Below are 16413 nucleotides of genomic sequence, written 5' to 3' on the forward strand. Positions count from 1 at the left end.
CGGCCGGGCCCGCCGCCGTGGATCCACGACCTCATCCGCAGCTTCGGCGGACCGTCGTTCGGGCCCGAGCAGCCCCCGCGCCCGCGACGATCGCGCGCTCGCCGCGGTGACGTCCGGGCCGCCATCCTCGACGTCCTCGCCGGCGACGAGATGAACGGGTACCAGATCATCCAGGAGATCGCCGACCGCAGCGGCGGAGCGTGGAAGCCGAGCCCCGGCTCCGTCTACCCGACCGTCCAGCAGCTCGAGGACGAGGGCCTCGTCGAGGGGCGAGAGGTCGACGGGCGTCGGCTCCTGCGGCTCACGGACGAGGGCCGCAACTACGTGGAGGAGCACCCCGACGAGATGGCGGCGACGTGGGCGGCCTTCGAGTCCGGCGAGGAGGAACCCGAGGACGAGAGCAGCCCGTCCAGCTCGGGCGGTCGCGGCGGAGACGGCCTCATGCCCGTCGTCGGCCAGGTCATGGGCGCGATGTGGCAGGTCGTGACGACCGGCACCTCGCAGCAGCGAGCCGAGGCGACGGAGATCCTCTCCGAGACCCGGCGCCGGCTCTACCAGCTGCTCGCTGATGGCGATCCGGAGTGACCCGGAACCATCGCGGTTAGGAAACCCGCGGGGCCTCGTCCGAGGTCCTGCGGGTTTCCTTTTTCTGCGCCGGCGCGGGAATGCTCGAGCCACGGGCCCTGTTCCGCTTGATACCCCATGGGGGTATAGTGGAACGGAGCGAGAGGGAGCAGATGATGTCTGAGCAGTCCGAGCAGGCCACGCGAGCCGCCCATGAAGTCACCGCGCGCCAAGGGCACGACGAGCACCACGGCCACGGCACATCCGAACAGCACGTCGAGCACGATGCGCACGCGGGGAACGACGCGCACGGCGGTCATGCTGCGCACGGAGCAATGGGTCATGCCGGTCATGCCGGTCAGGGCGACCACGTGGCGATGTTCCGCCGACTCTTCTGGATCATGCTCGCCCTGGCGGTGCCGACGGTGCTGCTCAGCGACATGTTCGCCTCGATCGTCGGCTACTCACTCCCCGATGTCGCTGGCATCACGTGGATCCCGCCGATTCTCGGGACGGTCATGTACGTCTGGGGAGGCAGGCCCTTCCTCACCGGCGGCGTGAGCGAGCTCAAGGCACGCAAGCCCGGGATGATGCTCCTGATCAGCATGGCGATCACGGTCGCCTTCGTTGCCTCGTGGGGCGCCACCCTCGACGTCTTCTCGCACGACCTCGACTTCTGGTGGGAGCTCTCGCTCCTCATCGTCATCATGCTGCTCGGCCACTGGCTCGAGATGCGGTCGCTGGCGGCCACCTCCTCCGCTCTCGACTCCCTCGCCGCGCTCCTGCCGGACCAGGCCGAGCGGGTCGAGGGCGACACCGTGACAACGGTCTCGCCGAGCGAGCTTCGCGTCGGCGACATCGTCATCGTCCGGCCGGGCGGCCGCATCCCCGCGGACGGCCACGTCGTGGACGGCTCTGCCGATCTCGACGAGTCGATGATCACCGGCGAGTCTCGCGCCGTCCGGCGAGCGGTCGGCGACCACGTCGTCGCCGGTACCGTCGCCACGGACAACGCCCTGCGGGTCAGGGTCGATGCCGTCGGCGAGGACACGGCCCTGGCCGGCATCCAACGTCTCGTAGCCGAGGCTCAGTCGTCGTCGACGCGGGCCCAGCTGCTCGCCGACAAGGCGGCCGGGTGGCTCTTCTGGTTCGCACTCGGGGTCGCCGTGATCACCATCGTCGTCTGGAGCGCCTTCGGCACTCCGGAGGACGCGCTGACCCGGGCCATCACCGTCCTCGTCATCGCCTGCCCCCACGCCCTTGGGCTGGCCATCCCGCTCGTCGTCTCCATCTCGACGGAGCGCGCCGCCCGCGGCGGCGTCCTCGTCAAGGACCGCGCCGCGCTGGAGCGCATGCGTCTCGTGGACACCGTCCTCTTTGACAAGACCGGGACGCTGACCAAGGGCGAACCGGCCGTGCACGACATCCTCAGCACGTCGATGACCGAGGACGAGCTGCTCACGCTGGCCGCCTCGGCTGAGGGCCCGAGCGAGCACCCCTTGGCCAGAGCGATCGTTGGCGCCGCACACCAGCGTGGGCTACGGCTGGCCCGTGCGGCTGACTTCAGGTCGTCGAGCGCGGTGGGAGTCACGGCGACGATCGACGGCCGGACGGTCAGCGTCGGTGGGCCGCACCTGCCCACCGAGCACGGCGTGGCGCCCCTCGACCAGACACAGGCATGGGCGGACGCCGGATCGACGGTCCTCCACGTGCTGGTCGACGGTGAGGTCGCCGGCGCGCTCGCGCTGGCGGACGAGGTCCGCGAGGAGTCGCGACAGGCCGTCGACGCCCTGCACCGCCTCGGCATCCGCGTCGTCATGATCACCGGCGATGCGGAGCCGGTGGCGCGCGCGGTGGCCGCAGAGCTCGGGATCGACCAGCTCTTCGCAGGGGTGCGCCCCGAGCACAAGAGCGAGAAGGTCGTGGAGCTCCAGCGGGAGGGGCGCACCGTCGTCATGGTCGGCGACGGCGTCAACGACGCGCCCGCGCTCGCACAGGCGGATGTCGGCCTCGCCATCGGTGCCGGCACCGACGTCGCCATCGCGTCGGCAGGCGTCGTCCTCGCCTCCGACGACCCTCGCTCGGTCCTGTCGGTCATCCAGCTCTCCAAGGCGGGCTACCGCAAGATGAAGCAGAACCTCTGGTGGGCCGCCGGCTACAACCTCGTGTCGGTGCCGCTCGCAGCGGGCGTCCTCGCCCCGATCGGGTTCGTGCTGCCCATGGAGGTCGGTGCCCTCCTCATGTCGCTGTCGACCGTCGTCGTCGCCCTCAACGCACAGCTGCTGCGCCGGCTCGACCTGCGGCCGGAGGCCAGCGTCGCCGCTGCCCGGCCCGATTCACGGCCCGTGCCCGTGGACGCGTGACCGGAGCGCCGTGGTCCGCGAGGATGTCGGAGTGAACCTCAACTCTGGCGGGCCTCCTCCCACGGGCCTGCTCATTGCCGGAACCTCCTCGGACGCAGGCAAATCCGTCATTGTGGCTGGTCTCTGCCGGGCACTGTCCCGGCGGGGCCTGCGTGTTGCACCGTTCAAGGCGCAGAACATGTCGAACAACTCGATGGTCTGCGCCGACGGTGGCGAAATCGGGCGGGCGCAGTGGCTCCAGGCCGCCGCTGCCGGGGTGGAGCCTACGACCGCCATGAACCCCGTCCTCCTCAAGCCGGGGACGGACCGACGCTCCTTCGTCGTCGTGCGTGGCCGTCCCGCCGGGGTACTAGAGGCCGGGGAGTATGCCGCTGGGCGCGCTCACCTTCGCGACGCCGCCTTCGCCGCCTACCGGGAGCTGGCCGACGAGTACGAGCTCGTCGTGTGCGAGGGCGCGGGCTCGCCCGCCGAGATCAACCTGCGGGCCGGCGACTACGTCAACCTCGGGTTGGCGACGGAGTTCGGCTTGCCAGTGGTCGTCGTCGGCGACATCGACCGCGGCGGCATCCTCGCGTCTCTCTACGGCACGTGGGCCCTGCTCGACGATGCCGACCGGGCCCTGATCACGGCGTTCGTCATCAACAAGTTCCGTGGCGACGTGTCGGTGCTTGAGCCGGGACTCGAGGAGATCACTCGACGCACCGGGGTGCCCTTCCGTGGCGTGATCCCGTGGCTCCTCGACGTTTGGCTCGACAGCGAGGACACCCTGGCCGTGGGGCACTGGCGCGCCTCGACGGCATCCTCGCCCACGGCACACGGGCGGCTCCGGATCGCGGTGGTGCGCCTGCCTCGCATCTCCAACGCCACGGACGTGGACGCCTTGGCGGCTGAGCCTGGTGTTGACGTGCTCGTGACCGCCGACCCCTCCGTCGTCGAGGCTGCGGACCTCGTTGTGCTGCCCGGGTCGCGGTCCACCACAAGCGATCTGGCATGGCTGCGTGAGCGGCGCCTGGCCGGGGCCGTGATGGCCCGGGCGGCAGCAGGGCGGCCGGTGCTCGGGATCTGCGGGGGTTACCAGATGCTGGCGCACGAGATCTGGGACGACGTCGAGGGTGAGGTCGGCCACGTTCCCGGCCTGGGCCTGCTACCGACCCGAGTGGAGTTCGGTACGGAGAAGGTGCTGGGGCGGCCGACCGGCACGTGGCGCGGTCACCACGTGGACGGCGCCTACGAGATCCATCACGGCCTTGCCCACCCTGTCGCGGACGGGGGACCCGGACCGGAACACTTCCTCGATGGCTGGAGGTCCGGGTCGGTGTGGGGAACGATGTGGCATGGCGCCTTCGAGAGCGACGGCTTCCGGCGCGCCTGGCTGAGCGAGATCGCGGCGCAGGCCGACTCGGACTGGCGACCGGCCCCCGACGCGCCGGGCTTCCGCGAGCGCCGTGAGCTCATGCTCGACACGCTCGCCGATGCAGTAGAAACCCACCTCGACATTGACGCCTTGCTCGCGCCGACCCGCGCTGCGCGGAAGGAGCTGGCCCGATGATCACGCGGATCCACGTCATCGGCCTCGGCTTGGGCCATCCTGACCACCTCACTCACGCTGCGATCGCGGCGCTGAACGGCGTCGACGTCTTCCTCCTCGCCGAGGAGGGCGAAGGTGCGGGCGACCGGGGTGCTGCCCAGCGCGCCCTCTGTGCCGAGCTCCTCTCCGAGAGCCATGCCCACCGGTTCGTAGAGGTCACCGACCAACGAGGTGAGCCTGACAGCGAGACGAGCTCAGCGCCATACGACCGCGGTAAGGCAGCGCTGGGAGCTCGCGTGGAGGCGAGTGTGGACGCTCTCGGGCAGGCTGGCCCGCGTGAGGAGACGTTGGGCCTGCTCGTGTGGGGTGATCCCGCGCTGGCCAGTGCAACGCTCGCGCTGGCCGCGGGCTTGGCCGCTCACTTCCATGCGGACGTCGAGGTCGCTCCCGGACTCGGCGCCCCGCAGCTCCTCGCTGCGGCTCATCGAATTAGCTTGGGCAGTAATGGAGCCGACGTGCGCCTCATGTCGGCGCAACACCTCGTCGACTCCTACGACCCGGCGATGGGCGACGCCGTGGTCGTCGATGACGACCGCCTGCGGTGCCTCGAGCTCGCGGACCTCTTCCCGGATCTCACGCTGTACTGGGGAGCACACCTCGGGACTGCCGACGAGGTGCTCGTCGCCGGCCGGTTCGCAGACGTCGTCGACGAGGTGCGTGCGGCCCGCTCACGGGCGGCCGAAGCCCGTGAATGGGTGGTGGACGCCTATCTGCTGCGACCGCCCGCGGCCGGGAAACCGGCGGCACCGTCCTGGCCAACCGTCGACTCGCTCTCGGACGGGGTCCTCACGTTGCGGCCGATGACCACGGCCGACTGGGACCTCCTGCTCGCCGAGAACAACAACGACGAGGCCATGAAGTGGGGGTTCACCGCCGATCCGATGACGGAGCCGGAGGCGCGACAGGCGGCCGCTCGTGCGGTGCGGGACTGGAGGAGTGGTCGGGCCGCACGCTTCACCATGGTCGACGGTTCGTCGGGGGTCCGCGCCGGGATGATCTCCGTGCTGCGGATGGGACCGCCCGAGGTGGCCCTCATCGGCTACGGCGTGCTGCCCGAGTTCCGCGGCCGCGGGCTGACGGTGCGGGCACTGGAGCTGCTCGTCGACTGGGTGTTCGCAACGACGTCGATCGCCCGCCTCGAGCTCGGGCACAAGCTCGACAACGTGGCCTCCGGAGTGGTCGCGTCACGGGCGGGTTTCGTGCGTGAGGGGGTGCTGGCCGGCCGACTCAAGAACCCGGACGGGAGCTTCGCCGACGAAGTGTCCTACGCCCGGCTCAGGCCGGGCCCGTTGGCAGGCTCCGCGACATGAGCCGCGCGCGGTGGGTGACCTCGGCGGCGGCCGCGACGACCCGCGCCCCGAGTGCGGCCAGGCCGTGGTCGCCGACGAACACGACGGCCACCGCCGCCCGGCAACGACCGTCGTCATCGAGGACGGGCGAGGCCACCGACTTCATGCCCGGCAGCACCTCGGACTCCGAGTAGGCCCAGCCCCGCTCACGGCACTGCGTGACCTCGGGACGCTCGGGCTGGCCGTCGTCGCCTCCAGTGGTCGCACCCGCGAGGAGCGCCAGGCCGGGGGCGCCCCGCTGCACCGGATGGCGCTTGCCGGGTCGATAGGTGACGTGCGCGATGGCGGAGCGCGGCTCGACCACCGACACGGTGACGGCCTCGTCGTGGTCGCGGATGACGAGGAACGCGGTCATCGCGGTGTCGTTGGCCAGCGCCTCGAGGACCGGCTGCGCCGCCGATCGGACCTCCGGGACGACGTTCGTGGCGAGGACCGCGAGTCCAGCCCCCGGCAGCCACGCGCCCGAGGCGTCACGGTCGACGAGCCGGCGGTTCTCGAGCGTGCGGAGCATCCGGTAGGTGATCGAGCGGTGCAGGCCGAGGGTGCGCGCGACGTCGGCGGTCATCATCGGCTCGGCGGCCGCGGCCACCAGCTCGAGGGCGCGGAGGCCCCGGTCGAGGGTCTGCGAGGCGGGGGCGCCGTCGCCCACCACGGCGCCGGCGGTGATGGTAACGGTTGGGGAAGCGGGTCTTGTCACCGTCGGCCACCCTCTCTACGTTGGACCCGATATCGAAATCCTCTGTTCGAATATTGAACACGAGGCCTCGATTCCCCGCCAGATGTCGCAGTGCCTCAAGTGCCTGAACCGAAGCCACAACGACGTGGCAGATGGGATGAGCCATGACCACCCCTATCACTTCCCCGTCCCCCCGGCGCACCCTGATCCGGATGTCGGCCGTCGTCGCGAGCGCCGCGCTCGTCCTCGCCGGCTGCGCCGAGAGTGAGGAGACGCCCACCCCGGCAGGCACCAGCGGGGGCGGTGCCGAGCAGGGCCCCATCAAGATCGGTGCGGTCCTCGACATCACCGGCGCCGGCGCCACCCTCGGCGTCCCCGAGCGACAGACGCTCGAGATGCTCGCCGAGCAGGTCAACGCGGGCGGCGGTGTCAACGGTCGCCAGATCGAGCTGACCATCGAGGACAACCAGTCCACCGAGGACGGCGCGGCGAAGGCCGTGAACTCCCTCATCTCGAGCGAGCAGGTCGACCTCATTCTCGGCGCGTCGCGCACGGGCCCGAGCCTCGCGATGCGTCCGATCGCCGAGCAGGCCGAGATCCCGATGATCTCGCTCGCGGCGAACCAGGCGATCGTCGACGGCAGCACGTGGGTCTTCAAGACCGCGCAGAACGACCGGGTCGTCCTCGAGAAGCTGGTCGACGACATGACCACCAAGGGCTACAAGAAGATCGCGCTCGCTCGCGACGCCTCCGGCTTCGGCGAGGGGGTGGCCGAGATGCTCGACGAGATCGGCAAGCCCTCGGGGATCACCGTCGTCGTGACCGAGAAGTTCGCGCCCGATGCGACCGACTTCACCGCGCAGATGGTCAAGATCCGTGACGCGAACCCGGACGCCACCCTCATCTGGGGCATCCCACCGGCCGCAGGCCTGGCCCAGAAGGCCTACCGCCAGCTCGGGATCGACGCCCCCGTGTACCAGTCACACGGCATCGGCAACCAGGCCTTCCTCGACACGGCCGGGGACTCGGCCAACGGCCTGCTCGCCGCGCTCGGGCGCATGCTCGTCGCCGACCAGCTCCCGGAGAACGACCCGCAGAAGCCCGTCGTCACGAAGTTCATCGCGGACTACAAGGCCAAGTACGGCCAGAACCCGTCGACCTTCGCCGGGCACGCCTATGACGGCTTCATGATCGCGGTCGAGGCGCTCAAGACCGCCGGCACCGACAAGGCCAAGCTGCGCGAGACGCTCGAGAAGATCTCGGACTGGCCCGGAGTCAGTGGTGTGTTCACCATGACGCCCGAGGACCACTCGGGTCTGACGAAGGAGGCCCTCGTCATGGTGGAGGTCAAGAACGGGACCTGGTCGGTCGCCGGTAGCTGATGAGCGACTTCCTCCAGCTCGTCTTCTCGGGCCTGGCGCAAGGGGCGATCTACGGCCTCGTGGCCCTCGGCTTCGTCGCCGTCTTCTCGGTGCGGGAGATCGTCAACCTGGTCCAGGGTGAGTACGCAGCGCTCGCCGGGCTCACGGCCATCAGTGTCGTGGGCACCGGCCTGCCGCTGTTCGTCGCCGCCGCCGTCGCGGTCGTCGTCGTCGTCCTCGTCGCCGTCGCGCTCGAGCGGCTGACCATCGCACCGATCAAGCGGATGACGCCGCTGCTGTCGATCATCCTCACGCTCGGCGTCTCCACCGCTGTCAAGGCCGCGATGCTGCTCATCTGGGGTCCCGAGGCACTCCGCCTCGAGCCCTTCCCCGGATCCGACTTGACCATCGGCGGTGTGAGCATCCGCGCACAGGAGCTCTGGATCCTCGGAACGGCCGCCGTTCTCGGCTTCCTTGTCGTGCGGTTCTACGAGCACACCCTGCACGGCAAGGCGCTGCGGGCGTGCGCGGAACAGCCCACGGCCGCCCGGCTCGTCGGCATCTCACCGCGCACCGCGACGATGGTCGCCTTCGCGATCGCGGGGTTCGTCGGGGCGACGGCCGGGGTCGTCGGGGCGCCGATTTACCTCGCATCCTGGACCTCCGGTCTGACACTCGGGCTCAAGGGTTTCGTCGCGGCCACCCTCGGCGGACTCGTGTCCTTCCGCGTCGCCATGCTCGGCGGGCTCATGCTCGGTGTCCTCGAGAACCTCGTCGCTGGCTATGTCGCCTCCGGCTACCGCGACGCCGTCGCCTTCGTGGTGCTCCTCCTCGTGCTGCTGATCCGCCCTCAAGGGTTGGGACTCAAGGCGAGTGGGGTGCGCGTGTGACCGCCCTCTCGGGCCGGGGCCCACTCCGCCGTATGCCGCTCACCTCCTCGCGCTGGGGCCGCTGGGTCCCGTTCGTCCTCCTCACGGTCGCCCTCGTCGTCTTCCCGCTCGTCGCGTCGACCGCCGTCGTCAACGTCGGGGTCTACGCCCTCATCTACGGCCTGGCCGCCATCGGGTTGTCCCTCCTCATGGGTCTCGCTGGGCAGGTCAGCCTGGGCCACGCGGCGTTCTTCGCGGTCGGCGCCTACACCCAGGCGCTGCTCGTGACCAAGGCCGGCTGGTCGATGTGGCCGGCCGCCATTGTCGCGACCATCGCCGCGATGGTCGTGGCGCTGCTCGTGGGCCTTCCCCTGCTCCGACTGCGCGGGCACTTCCTCGCCCTGGCCACGCTGGGTCTCGGGATCATCGTGACGGTCGTCGTGCGGGAGCTCGAGATCACCGGCGGCACATCAGGGATCTATGGGATTCCCAAGCCAGAGTTCGGCGGTCGCCTCTACAACTCGGCGCAGGAGTACTTCTGGCTGCTCTCGCCTTTCGTCGTCGTCGGAATGCTGCTTGCCACCAACCTCGTCCGAAGCCGGATGGGGCGGGCGCTCGGGGCGGTGAACGACTCCGAGGTGGCCGCGGAGTGCCTCGGCGTCGACACGTTCGCGCTGCGCCTGCGGGTCTTCGTCCTCGCTGCGGGATACGCCGGGCTCGCCGGCGTCTTCTATGCCCACTGGCTCGGCGTCGTCTCGCCGGAGGCGGCCGGCTTCGAGTTGAGCGTCGAGCTGCTCCTCATGGTCGTGCTGGGTGGCCTTGGGACCGTGTGGGGTGCGCTGACTGGCGCCATTGCCGTCAGCGTCATGGACGAGGGGGCGAGGGACCTCATCACGGCTCTCATCCCTGGCGCGAGCGGCGAGGTCCAGCTGCTCGCCTTCGGCGTCGTCCTCGTCCTCGTCATCCTTCTCGTGCCGGGCGGCCTCGCCCAGCTGTGGCGCCAGCTCATCGGGGCGCGAACTGCACACTCGACCGATGAGGCGGCGCGAACTGCACCCTCGAGCGAGGGGGATTCGTCGAGTGCGCAGTTGATGACCGGGAGCCGGCTCGCCGGGCTGCTCGAGGGGGCCGACCTCCCTGAACCGGGATCGCCGCTGCTCGTCGTGAGGGACCTGACGAAGCGCTACGGCGGTGTCACCGCACTCGACCGCGTCGACCTCGACGTCGCAGCGGGCGAGATCGTCGCGCTCATCGGCCCCAACGGCGCGGGCAAGACGACGGCGTTCAACATGATCAGCGGGGTGCTGCCGCCCACGTCGGGCACGGTGACCCTTCGCGGTCGGGAGGTCCAGGGCGAGCGACCGCACGTCGCCGCTTCGCTCGGGGCCACCCGGACGTTCCAGAACCTCCAGGTCTTCAGCAGCGCCACCGTCCTCGGCAACGTCAAGGTGGCCCGCCACCTTCGAAGCCGGGCCGGGATCCTTCGAGGGATGGCAGGCCTGGCCCGGCGCGAGGAGCGCAGCATCGACGCCGCCGCGCGAGGGGCCTTGGACGCGTTGGGCCTCAGCGACCACTCGGACCGCCCGGTCGCCGACCTGCCCTTCGGCCGGCAGCGCCAGGTCGAGATCGCCCGGGCGCTTGCGCTCGGCCCGGCCCTCGTCATGCTTGACGAGCCGATGGCCGGGCTCTCCGGACCGGAGCGCACGAGCCTGTCGGCGCTACTCCGTGAGGCCAGCCTGGCGGGGGTCGCAGTCCTCATCGTCGAGCACGACGTCGAGGCGGTCCTCGCCCTCGCCGATCGGGTCGCCGTCCTCGATGACGGCCGGCTCATCGCCATGGGCGAGCCAGAGGAGATCCGCAACGACCCGGCGGTGATCGCCGCCTACCTCGGCGTGGCCGCCGAGGATGAGAGCCTCGTCCGGCAGGCTGCCGCGCGGGTCGAGGGCGAGGTGAGGACATGAGCACCGAGCCGCACCAGACCGGCACAGTGCAGAACCCGACCCCTGCGGCCGGCGGCCTTCGCGTGGAAGGGCTGCGAGCGGCATACGACCGCCTCGAAGTGCTCCACGACGTCACGGTCACCGTGGATCCCGGCGAGCTGGTCGCCGTCATCGGCGCCAACGGTGCCGGCAAGTCGACGCTGCTGCGGTCCGTCTCGGGACTGCTGCGCCCCACGGCTGGCACTGTCACGCTGGGGGGTGAGGACGTCACGCGGCTCGGGGCCGAGCAGATCGCCGCCCGCGGGCTGACGCACGTGCCGGAGAACCGGCTCGTCTTCCCATCCCTCACCGTCGAGGACAACCTCGCCCTCGGGGGGTGGGTCCGAATGCGGGACAAGGGGTATGCCGCTCGACGGGCCGCCGCCCTCGAGCTCTTCCCGCGCCTCGCGGACCGGATCAACCTGCCGGCCGGGGCGCTCTCCGGCGGCGAGCAGCAGATGCTGGCGATGGCTCGTGCGCTCATGGCTGAACCGTCCGTCATCGTGCTCGACGAGCCGAGCCTGGGGCTGGCGCCGAAGGTCGTCGGCGAGATCGTCGCTGCCCTCGCCCACCTGCGCGATGACCGCGGACTTGCCGTGCTGCTCGTCGAGCAGAATGTGCGCGCGGCCTTCCTCGTCGCCGATCGCGTCGTCGTCATGGACCGGGGCAGCGTCGTCGCCGAGGGAACACCGCATGAGCTCGCGAGAGACGACCGGGTCCGCCGCGCCTACCTGGGCGGCGGCACGACGTCCTCGAGCGCCATTCTCGATGTGGTCCATCCCGAGACCAAGGAGGAGTCATGACAGCGGACTCGAGCAAGCCGTTCGCCTCGTCCGCCGACCTCGATGAGAAGGTCGAGACAGTAGAAGTACTCGGCGAAGGCGTCTATGCCCTGACCGCAGAAGGGGACCCGAACGTCGGCGCCATCGAGGGCGAGGACTTCCTCGTCTGCTTCGACGTCCGGGCAACGCCGGCCGCGGCCCGCGAGTGGCTGGCCAAGCTGCGCGAGCACACCGACAAGCCGGTGCGCCACGTCGTGCTGTCCCACTACCACGCCGTCCGCGTGCTCGGGGCCAGCGCCTTTGAAGCAGAGGAGATCATCGCCCACGAGTCGACGCGGCGCCTCATCGACGAGCGAGGGGAACAGGACTGGCAGAGCGAGTTCGGCCGAATGCCAAGGCTCTTCAAACAACCGGAGGAGATCCCTGGACTGACCCACCCCACCATCACCTTCGCTGATGAACTGTGGATTCCCCTCGGGGGCAACCGTGGCGACCTCATCCTGCGCTGGTGCGGCCGTGGCCACACCGAGGGTGACGTGGTTGCGTGGCTGCCCAAGCAGGGCGTCCTGTTCGCCGGCGACCTCGTCGAGTCGCAGGCCGCCCTCTACACGGGTGACGCCTTCCATCGCGACTGGGCGACCCACACCCTCGATGCGGTGGCGTCGTTCCGGGCCGAGGCGCTCGTCGGCGGCCGCGGCGCCGTTGCTCGCGGTCGGGAGGCGGTCGACGCCGCCGTCGCCCAGACGCGACACTTCCTCGAGGTGCTCATGGAGCAGGTCACGGCGGTCCACCGCGAGGGCGGCACGCTCAAGGACGCCTTCGACGCCGCCCACGCCGCGCTGCATGACGAGTACGGCCGCTGGCCGATCTTCGAGCACTCACTCCCCTTCGACGTCTCGCGCTTCTGGGACGAGCTGAGCGGTATCGAACGACCGGTCATCTGGACGGCGGAGCGGGACCGCGAGGTGTGGGACCAGCTCCAGCGATGAGCGTCCTCGTCCTCGGGGCCGGGCCTGTCGGCCAGACCGCGGCCCTGGCCCTGGCCAGATGGGGCATCCCGGTCGTGGTCCTCGACCAGCGGCCGGGACGGGACCTCGTCGGGTCGAAGGCAATCTGCCAGCAGCGCGACGTCCTGGACTTGTGGTCCGAGCTCGGCGCCCGGGCGATCGCCGACGAAGGCCTGACGTGGTCACGCGCCCGTACCTTCTACCGGGAGGAGGAGCTCTTCGTCGTCGAGCTGAGCGATCCGGGGCGCTCGCCGTTCCCGCCGTTCGTCAACATCTCCCAGGCCCGGACAGAGGAGGTGCTGGACGACGCGATCGCCGGCCAGCCGCTCATCGACGTGCGCTGGTCGCATCGCATCACGGGGATCTCCCAGTCGTCCACGTCGGTGACGGTGCGGTGCGAGACTCCCGACGGCGAGGTCGAGGTGACGGGTGACTATGCGATCGCCTGCGCCGGTGCCCGGGCCACCGACATCCGGAGCATGCTCGGTGTCGACTTCGAGGGAATGTCGTTCAGCGACGCCTTCCTCATCTGCGACATCGAGGCGACCTTGCCGGGCTGGGAACAGGAACGCCGGTTCTACTTCGACCCGGCGTGGAATCCCGGTCGGCAGGTGTTGATCCACCCGTGCCCACATGGCCTCTACCGGATCGACTGGCAGGTGGAACCGGATGTCGACCTCGACACCGAGCGCTCCTCGGGGCGACTCGATCGCCGCATCCGGCAGATCATCGGCGACTCGCCCTACCGCCTCGACTGGTCGACGGTCTACCACTTCCATGCGCGAATCGCGTCGCGCTTCCGGGTGGGGAGAGTGCTCCTGGCCGGGGACCTGGCCCATCTCGTCGCACCGTTCGGAGCCCGCGGCCTCAACTCCGGAGTGGCCGACGTCGAGAACGCTGCCTGGAAGATCGCCTGGACCCTCCGGGGCTGGGCGGGACCGGGGCTGCTTGGGAGCTACGAGACGGAGCGGCGGGCTGCAGCGGTCGAGAATCTCGAGGTCACGACGGCGACGATGGACTTCCTCGTGCCGCACTCGCCCGAGGCACGGGCACGCCGTGCCGACCTGCTCAAGGCAGCTGGGGACGATGTGGCGGCGAGGGCCAACGTCGACTCCGGCCGCCTGTCCGAGCCCTTCTGGTACGTCGACTCGCCGCTGACCACCGCCGCCCCGGACCGCAGGTGGCCGGGTCGGCCACCCCGCGGCGCGCCGCCAGAACCGGTGCCCGGGGTGATCCTGCCCGACGCGCCGGTGGAGCTGGCCGGCCAGCCGGGCATCACCCACCTCCGACAACTGGCCCGGACCGGTCTGCTCGCCCTGGCCGGCCCACGGGCGGACCTCGCGGCTGTAAGGGAGGCCCTGAGCGAGGGCGCGGGAACTGCACCACACGCCGTCCTGGCCCTCGCCGAGGCCGAGCCCAGCGGCATACTCCTCGACTCGCTGAAGGCGCACCCTGGTGACGTCTGGCTCGTGCGGCCCGACGCGCACACGTGCGCCGTGGTGCGCGAGCCGAGTCAGCTGACGGCCGCCGCACGCCGAGCCCTCGGCTACCCCGGGTGACTCAGCCGGCCCTCTCGACCCAGGCGAAGGGCACCGACAGGACGCCATCGGGCACCCGGACCCGATAGCGCGTGCGCCCGCGCTTGACGATGTGTCCCACCACTCCGTCGAACTGGCCGGGTGCGGCGACCCGAACCACGGCGCCGGGGCGCAGGCGGCCGGGCAGGAGCTGGGGCAGTCCCAGCAGAAGTGCATCCAGCTCGGCCACGTAGTTGGGATGCATCGGCACCCGCTGACCGTGGTGGGTCCACTCGAGGACGCGGGCCCGCTCGGGGCCGGTACACAGGGTGCAGATGGCCACTCTGGTCGGCATCCGGTGCCGGGTCGTCTCGTGCCCGCTGGCGCACGTTCCCAACCAGGCACCGGTGACTCCGGGGGCCTCCGCGGACGAGCAGCGCTGGCCGGAGCAGCCGATCTCGAGTGCCTTCGCGCGCCAGACCGCGTCGTGGCCATGCCCCGGGCCGACCAGCGCATGGGCGATCTCGTGCAGGATCGTGTCCCGGACCTCAGCCTCGGGATGAAGGCGGGTCAGGTGGGCGCTCAGCGAGATCTCCCGCCTGGCCGGACGGCACGCGCCCGCTCTCATCCTCGCCCGGTCCAGGTTGAGGACCCAGTCGCTCAGCCCGTGTGTGGCCATGAGCTCTCGGCCCAGTTTCAGTGCAGCGCTCAACTCCATCGTCATCCCTACTGATCGGTGCCCCGACCAGAAACCTAGGAGACGGCGCCGACAGCGTCTGAGCCGGCCGGCCGCACCTCGCCCCGCAGCTGCGGTTCGGCAGTGCGCCGGTGGTGCTTGTGCAGCGAGAGGAACCGCTCCGGCGCTGGCAGATCGATCCCGCCACCCTCGATCCACGCCAGGGTGGATCGGCGGGCGCGGCCGATGAGCTCCGCCGCCCGACCGAAGTCGATCGCCGAGACCGTGAGCGGGCAGAGCGGCGGCAGCACCCGGACTGCGACCTCGTCCGCGATCGCCGCCACGTCATGGATGGCGCGCTGCTCCAGCAACAGTGTCAGGGCGTGCAGGGCCATCGCCACCGCAGACCGTGGTGGCTCTGCGAGTGCGCACGGCGCACCGGTCGGGAGCAGGTAGACGATCTCGGCTCCCAGGGCCACGGCCTGCGTCACGCCGGCATGCTGTGCGAGGGCACCGTCGACGAGCAGCCGGCCACCGAGCTCGACCGGAGGGAAGACCCCCGGGATCGCGGCACTGGCGAGGACGCCGGCGACGACCGATCCCTCGCTGATGAGGACGTCACGACCGCTCATCAGGTCGGTGGCGACGAAATGCACCGGGATGCTCGCGTCGGCAAGGTCGTCGAACCCTGCGTGGCGGCGCACGAGGTCGCCCAGCCGGTCGGCAGATGACACCGCCACGTCCCGGCCGACCAGGGCGCCAAGCACCCGACGCGGGTCGATGGGGAACGCGTCGGCCCGCCGCAGGGCACGCCAGACGTCCGCAAGCGCCTCGAGCGACGCCTTGGACATCCCGTGGCCGGCGACCCAGGCAGCGTTCATGGCTCCCGCCGAGGTCCCGACGAGCAGGTCCGGTCGGATGTTCTGCTCGGCCAGCGCCTGGAGCATTCCGACCTGGACGGCGCCCAGGCTACCCCCACCGGAGAGGACGAAGGCGGTGGTTGTGGCGCTCATGTCTGTTGGCTGCCGCCCGGAGCCGAACCCTTACCGTGAGCGACGCCACACCACCTCAGCGATACGCCTCCTCGTCGATACCAGCGAGGCGTGAGGGATGCACCTCGGCACCCAAGGTGAAGAAGCGCTGGAAGCTCATGATGAGCGGACGCCAGCGGGCCGGATCGATGCGACGCTCGCTGCCGGCCATGCGGATCGCGGGGTGAACGTGCACCTGCTCCACGTTGACCTGGACAATGGCGTGGTCACTGAGGTGGACGGCCTCGAGCGTGGCCTCCATGGCCACCGGGCACTCCCCGACCAGGGGTGCCGCGACAACGTGTCCGGGCACCGGAGTCAGCCCGGCGCGGGCGAACTTGTCGCGCGAATGGACGTACCCATTGGCAGCCTTCCACGGCGGAACGGGATCCGCGCCCGTCGTGAGCGCGAGGCGGTCGACGGCCGACACCTGTCCCGGTCCGGGGAGGTTGAGCACGCACTCTCCGGTCCGCCGCAGGTTCGCCAGGGAATGTGACGTCATGCCGAAACCGAGCGTGGCCGTCCGGCCCAGCCAGAAGACTGACGAGATCGGCGCAAGATTCGCGCTGCCGTCCTCGTTGAGCGTCGAGACGAGCACGACCGGCGTGCCCCAGTAGAGGATGGCCGGATCGACGGGCTCGTGCACGTGGC

Annotated in this window: 14 protein-coding genes; 10 read left to right on the forward strand and 4 right to left on the reverse strand. The window is 70.5% G+C overall.

All coding sequences use genetic code 11. From position 1 onward, the window contains the following. The 4 genes from VIR15_RS19020 to VIR15_RS19035 all read left to right on the forward strand — a co-directional run. Positions 1-585, forward strand: a 585-nt coding sequence (locus VIR15_RS19020; RefSeq protein WP_331930650.1) for a PadR family transcriptional regulator, incomplete at its 5' end; no start/stop codon positions are given. Between the two features lie 155 nt (positions 586-740). After that, positions 741-2927: a heavy metal translocating P-type ATPase gene (locus tag VIR15_RS19025; RefSeq protein ID WP_331930652.1), complete on the forward strand. Its 2187-nt coding sequence runs from the start codon at positions 741-743 to the stop codon at positions 2925-2927. Positions 2928-2958: 31 nt separating this feature from the next. Beyond that, positions 2959-4476 (forward strand): cobyric acid synthase, encoded by a 1518-nt coding sequence (locus VIR15_RS19030; protein WP_331930654.1) that lies wholly within the window; start codon positions 2959-2961, stop codon positions 4474-4476. Next, a complete protein-coding gene (locus VIR15_RS19035) occupies positions 4473-5825 on the forward strand; it encodes a GNAT family N-acetyltransferase (protein ID WP_331930656.1) in 1353 nt (450 codons plus the stop codon). The genes VIR15_RS19030 and VIR15_RS19035 overlap by 4 nt, the downstream gene beginning before the upstream one ends. Here the strand turns inward: VIR15_RS19035 and VIR15_RS19040 are convergent. Further along, on the reverse strand, positions 5791-6561 hold the full coding sequence (locus VIR15_RS19040; protein ID WP_331930658.1) for an IclR family transcriptional regulator: 771 nt from the start codon (positions 6559-6561) through the stop codon (positions 5791-5793). The genes VIR15_RS19035 and VIR15_RS19040 overlap by 35 nt on opposite strands. 191 nt (positions 6562-6752) lie before the next feature. Between VIR15_RS19040 and VIR15_RS19045 the strand changes: the two genes are divergently transcribed. The 6 genes from VIR15_RS19045 to VIR15_RS19070 are packed head-to-tail and all read left to right on the forward strand — an operon-like array spanning position 6753 to position 14097. Continuing rightward, entirely contained in the window at positions 6753-7922 is a 1170-nt protein-coding gene (locus VIR15_RS19045; protein WP_331930660.1) for an ABC transporter substrate-binding protein, read from the forward strand. Next, complete coding sequence (locus VIR15_RS19050) at positions 7922-8791, forward strand: branched-chain amino acid ABC transporter permease (RefSeq protein ID WP_331930662.1); 870 nt, start codon at positions 7922-7924, stop codon at positions 8789-8791. Before VIR15_RS19045 ends, VIR15_RS19050 begins: the two co-directional genes overlap by 1 nt. Then, positions 8788-10731: a branched-chain amino acid ABC transporter ATP-binding protein/permease gene (locus VIR15_RS19055; protein WP_331930664.1), complete on the forward strand. Its 1944-nt coding sequence runs from the start codon at positions 8788-8790 to the stop codon at positions 10729-10731. Before VIR15_RS19050 ends, VIR15_RS19055 begins: the two co-directional genes overlap by 4 nt. Next, positions 10728-11552: an ABC transporter ATP-binding protein gene (locus VIR15_RS19060; protein ID WP_331930666.1), complete on the forward strand. Its 825-nt coding sequence runs from the start codon at positions 10728-10730 to the stop codon at positions 11550-11552. Before VIR15_RS19055 ends, VIR15_RS19060 begins: the two co-directional genes overlap by 4 nt. After that, on the forward strand, positions 11549-12520 hold the full coding sequence (locus tag VIR15_RS19065; protein ID WP_331930668.1) for an MBL fold metallo-hydrolase: 972 nt from the start codon (positions 11549-11551) through the stop codon (positions 12518-12520). The genes VIR15_RS19060 and VIR15_RS19065 overlap by 4 nt, the downstream gene beginning before the upstream one ends. After that, the gene (locus VIR15_RS19070; RefSeq protein WP_331930670.1) at positions 12517-14097 is read left to right on the forward strand and encodes an FAD-dependent monooxygenase; all 1581 of its coding nucleotides are present in this window, start codon (positions 12517-12519) and stop codon (positions 14095-14097) included. Before VIR15_RS19065 ends, VIR15_RS19070 begins: the two co-directional genes overlap by 4 nt. Position 14098: 1 nt before the next feature. Here VIR15_RS19070 and VIR15_RS19075 read toward each other — a convergent pair whose 3' ends face one another. The 3 genes from VIR15_RS19075 to VIR15_RS19085 form a co-directional block, all read right to left on the reverse strand. Next, entirely contained in the window at positions 14099-14773 is a 675-nt protein-coding gene (locus VIR15_RS19075; protein ID WP_331930672.1) for a SprT-like domain-containing protein, read from the reverse strand. A gap of 35 nt (positions 14774-14808) precedes the next feature. Then, the gene (locus VIR15_RS19080) at positions 14809-15744 is read right to left on the reverse strand and encodes a patatin-like phospholipase family protein (RefSeq protein ID WP_331930674.1); all 936 of its coding nucleotides are present in this window, start codon (positions 15742-15744) and stop codon (positions 14809-14811) included. A gap of 55 nt (positions 15745-15799) precedes the next feature. Continuing rightward, positions 15800-16413, reverse strand: a 614-nt coding sequence (locus VIR15_RS19085) for a flavin reductase family protein (protein WP_331930676.1), incomplete at its 5' end; no start/stop codon positions are given.

The organism is Intrasporangium sp. (genome assembly GCF_036566125.1).
Lineage (GTDB): Bacteria > Actinomycetota > Actinomycetes > Actinomycetales > Dermatophilaceae > Intrasporangium.